The organism is Staphylococcus cohnii subsp. cohnii (genome assembly GCF_002902365.1).
Lineage (GTDB): Bacteria > Bacillota > Bacilli > Staphylococcales > Staphylococcaceae > Staphylococcus > Staphylococcus cohnii.
The window spans coordinates 16,643-20,825 of the sequence record NZ_PPQC01000020.1 but is presented as its reverse complement, the minus strand read 5'-3'; the positions used below and the strand labels follow the sequence as shown (position 1 = coordinate 20,825).

Sequence of the window (4,183 nt, the reverse complement as noted above, 5' to 3'; positions counted from 1 at the left end):
CCACAGTGACTGGTGTTGCTGCGACACTTGGATTTGGTGCATTACAAATTAATGAAGGGTTAAATTTTTTATTTAAAATACCTTCTAATTTTGGTACACAAGTTGTGATTATTGTTATTGCTACAGTGTTATTTACGTGGTCTGCTTGGTCAGGTATTGATAAAGGTATTAAAAACTTAAGTAATATTAATATGTTTTTAGCTTTTGTAGTATTGATCGCATTATTTTGTGTCGGGCCTACGTTAAACATTTTAAATACGTTTACTAATTCATTGGGAGATTATATTGCTAATTTCTTTAACATGAGTTTGCGTATTCCACAATCAGGTGGAGAGAAATTCCAATGGTTGCAACAGTGGACGATTTTCTACTGGGCTTGGTGGGTCTCTTGGGCACCTTTTGTTGGCATATTCATTGCTCGAGTTTCTCGAGGTAGAACAATTAAAGAATTTATTTTAGGTGTCCTTTTTGTACCTGCACTTGTTTGTTTTTTATTCTTTGCAGTGTTCGGGGCGTCAGCGATTTATTTACAGCAAAATGATATTGCCAACATTGCTAAAGAGGCAACTGAAACTGCAACATTTGCAACACTTGAGCATTTTCCATTAGGATTTTTACTCAGTATTATTACACTTATTGTAATTATGATTTTCTTTGTTACTTCAGCAGACTCTGCAACTTATGTGCTAGGTATGTTGAGTTCTAAAGGTAGTATTAATCCATCTGGCGTAGTAAAAGTAAGTTGGGGTGTTATTTTAGCGCTATTTGCTATGATTATGATTTATACAGGTGGAACACAGTCAATACAAAACTTATTAATCATAGCAGCATTACCTTTTTCAATCGTTATTATCTTTATGATTTGGTCATTATTCAAATCATTATCAATTGAAAAACCGAGACCTAGCAATAAATTACTTGTTTCAGATGAAAAATATTTACAATATCGAAAAGCGAATCAAGAGCATGAAAAAAGTATCCAATCACAAACGCATCACGACAGCAATTAAAATTATTTTACCAAATACATTATAATTTCAATTTAAAATGTTTTTACTTTTATTTAACGGGGTATAAAGATGTATGACATGTACATATAATTTGACTATAGGAGGTGTCATACGAGGTGAAGCGAATTAAAAATTTTATACTAGGTCTATTAATCGTAGTCATCGTTGGTTTTTTACTGTTTATGTATATCAAAGATTCTAGAATTAGTGAGTACCAAGACTACTTCAAACAATTTAATTGGTTTGAACCGACGCTTATTGGCTTAGCAGCCCTACTGATTTTAATAGGTCTAATACTTGTATTTAGCTTGTTTAAACCTACGTATAGAAAACCTGGACTTTATAAAGACTATGAAGATGGACATATTTATGTATCAAGAAAAGCAGTTGAAAAATCTGCATACGATACACTTGTAAAATATGATCAAATTCGTCAACCAAATGTTATAGCGAAACTATATAACAAGAAAAAGAAATCACATATTGCTTTAAAAGCGGATTTCTTTGTTCCAGGTGATGTTCAAGTTGGTTCATTGACAGAAGAAATAAGAAATGACATTAAACAAAATGTTGAGCATTTCACAGAATTACCAGTTTCAAAATTAGAGGTTAACGTTAGAGATCAAAAAGCCTCAGGCAAACGTGTGTTGTAAGGGAGGGTTATCATGGCTAACAATAATAACCAACAAAGACAAGATTCTACACAAGAAGTTGTTGATTTTTTCAAAACATTTAAATGGAGAATAATTGGATTTTTAGCATTTCTAATTATTGCTATTTTATTTTTAACGTTAGGTTTCTGGAGTACAATTTTAATTATTGTTTTATGTTTAATTGGTATTGGTATTGGGTATACTAAAGACCGTAAGCAAGATTTTTTGAATTTCTTAAATCGATGGAGTTAATTAATTTAAAATAGTAAATTAATCATTTTAAAATCTTATATAAAAAAGGAGAATTAATTATGGCAGTAGATAATAATAAAGCAAAACAAGCATATGATAATCAAACTGGAGTAAATGAAAAAGAGCAAGAACAACAACAGCAACAACAACAGCAACAACAAGAACCAGAATTCAATAATAAGTTAACTTTCTCAGACGAAGTTATTGAAAAAATTGCTGGTATTGCTGCACGCGAAGTAAATGGTATTTTAGAAATGAAAGGCGGCTTCGTTGATAACATTTCTAGTTCATTTGGTAGCAGTAACAACGTAACACAAGGTGTTAGCGTTGAAGTAGGCGAAAAACAAGCTGCAGTTGATTTAAAAGTTATTTTAGAATATGGTGAATCTGCACCTAAAATCTTCCGTAAAGTGACAGACTTAGTAAAAGAACAAGTTAAATATATCACTGGTCTTGAAGTTGTAGAAGTGAATATGCGTGTTGAAGACGTGATGACTAGAAAAGAATGGTCACAAAAAAATGAAAAAAACCAAGATTCAAGCAATGAAAATAAAGGCTTACAATAATGCTTAATACAAAACTACCGGTAAAGTAATTACTTTACCGGTAGTTTTTTGTACGTTTATATTGCGTATTTTTATCCCTGATATAATGGATTGCTAACCTTGATATAAGTATAATAATCCGCTTCATCTGTGAGGCGCATGGTTGTAACACATTTATAATCTATTTTTGGTGCTAATAGAATTGATTTAATATTTTCTACGCGCTGTTGATCTTCCATATCATGTGCAATAACATTTAACTTAGCAATTAAAATATCACGAATCAATTGCCAAAGCTGTGTTTCAAAATTAGAATGCTCACTTGATTTTGTTATACTGACAATTAATTCACCGAGGTGATTTTGAATACTTGAGTAAAAAACTTTATTGAATACTGTTTGAGGTTGATCAGATAAAATTAAAGATTTTTCATGAAATTGTGCAGTACTATAGCCCATCTTATTTAAATGCATTTGATCTATACGTAGCCCTTCAAAATCACGTATATAAAGTGTATCTAAAAGTCCATCTTCGGTAAATGTAGCGATTGAATTTTGTAAATGCGCTTCAAGGGCGATACCATATTTCACATATAGTGGAATTGTAATATCTATTAAGGCTTGGATGTATTGTTGTATCCAAGATAAAGCAGCTATTTCAAAGGTCGGAAGCTTGTTTTTTTCTTTATATTTGTTAATTAACGAGACAATTAATGGTTCATCATTATATATCGTTGAAGCGACTAACGCTGAAGGGATGATGGGTGTAGTATCATTTTTAATCAATTGATAAATATTGGTTCTAAATAATGTACCTAGTTGTTCACTTCTTTTTGTTCTGATAGTTGTCTCATCCAATGAGTTATAAAAGTGAATACCGGCAAGCTCATCAATTGTATCAGCGTTTATATGCTTAAATAGTGAATCGTTTTGTTTAATATCATTAAGGATACGTGTCACCTGTGGCCCGTTTATTGTAGTTTGTTCAGATAATGTTCTAATCTCACCAGTAATATGAACGTTAGTTGATAATTTAATATGAGGTGATTTTTCAGGATATTTAGGCATTAAAGTTCTAAAAGATAGTCCTGCGTAATATGATTGTTGATAATCAATTGGCATCACTTTCTTAGTATTTAATTCTTCTTTGTACTCCTGTAATAATATATGGTCGTATTGCCATGGATGCACGACCATTACGTAATATTGATTAGCCTGATCACGACCAACATGATCCATAACAGCTGCTTCTAACCCTTCAAACAATCTAAAAAGTAAATCATTTTCTTCTTCAATATAAGTTTGAGCTTTTGCTATTGATTTATGTATTAAAACAAATTGTAAGGATATGGCGTTACCAAACTCCGCTGAAAAATTAATTACAGTTTCTGGTGTCATTCCTTTACGTAATTTAGCGCCTGGATGAATTGGGTGACCTTCAATAACAAACTGTTCAGAACTCAAATAACTATCCTCTGATTTTATAATTAAATCATATAAACTGTTTTTATTATTTTTTAATGTGTATGCTTGATAGCTTAATGCAATTGCCATATTTGTGACACTGTTGTTCAAATCTTCATAAAATTGTGTGCTAGCTTCATTATCAAGTTCTGGTGATATTGTTAAAATGATGTTTAATATTTCATTTGGATGTTGTACTCTATTGTAACTGCCATTGTGTGCAATATAAAATGGCCCTTGAACATCTAAGCGATCAAATG

Annotated in this window: 5 protein-coding genes; 4 read left to right on the top strand and 1 reads right to left on the bottom strand. The window is 31.4% G+C overall.

What is annotated here, in order from left to right; genetic code table 11:
- The 4 genes from CD032_RS13285 to CD032_RS03685 all read left to right on the top strand — a co-directional run.
- A partial coding sequence (locus CD032_RS13285; protein WP_258026218.1) for a BCCT family transporter occupies nucleotides 1–1,010 on the top strand: 1,010 nt, incomplete at its 5' end.
- 116 nt (nucleotides 1,011–1,126) lie between these two features.
- On the top strand, nucleotides 1,127–1,663 hold the full coding sequence (amaP, locus tag CD032_RS03695; protein WP_019468674.1) for an alkaline shock response membrane anchor protein AmaP: 537 nt from the start codon (nucleotides 1,127–1,129) through the stop codon (nucleotides 1,661–1,663).
- A 12-nt stretch (nucleotides 1,664–1,675) separates the two neighbouring features.
- Complete coding sequence (locus tag CD032_RS03690; RefSeq protein ID WP_019468675.1) at nucleotides 1,676–1,915, top strand: DUF2273 domain-containing protein; 240 nt, start codon at nucleotides 1,676–1,678, stop codon at nucleotides 1,913–1,915.
- A 59-nt stretch (nucleotides 1,916–1,974) separates the two neighbouring features.
- Nucleotides 1,975–2,481: an Asp23/Gls24 family envelope stress response protein gene (locus CD032_RS03685; RefSeq protein ID WP_019468676.1), complete on the top strand. Its 507-nt coding sequence runs from the start codon at nucleotides 1,975–1,977 to the stop codon at nucleotides 2,479–2,481.
- Between the two features lie 71 nt (nucleotides 2,482–2,552).
- Here CD032_RS03685 and CD032_RS03680 read toward each other — a convergent pair.
- The coding region (locus tag CD032_RS03680; RefSeq protein ID WP_258026216.1) for an IucA/IucC family protein at nucleotides 2,553–4,183 on the bottom strand (1,631 nt) is incomplete at its 5' end.

What these genes read in the sequence shown, in the direction of transcription:
- CD032_RS03690 (WP_019468675.1), top strand. Translation starts at nt 1,676, where the DNA reads ATGGCTAACAATAATAACCAACAAAGACAAGATTCTACACAAGAAGTT.
- CD032_RS03685 (WP_019468676.1), top strand. Translation starts at nt 1,975, where the DNA reads ATGGCAGTAGATAATAATAAAGCAAAACAAGCATATGATAATCAAACT.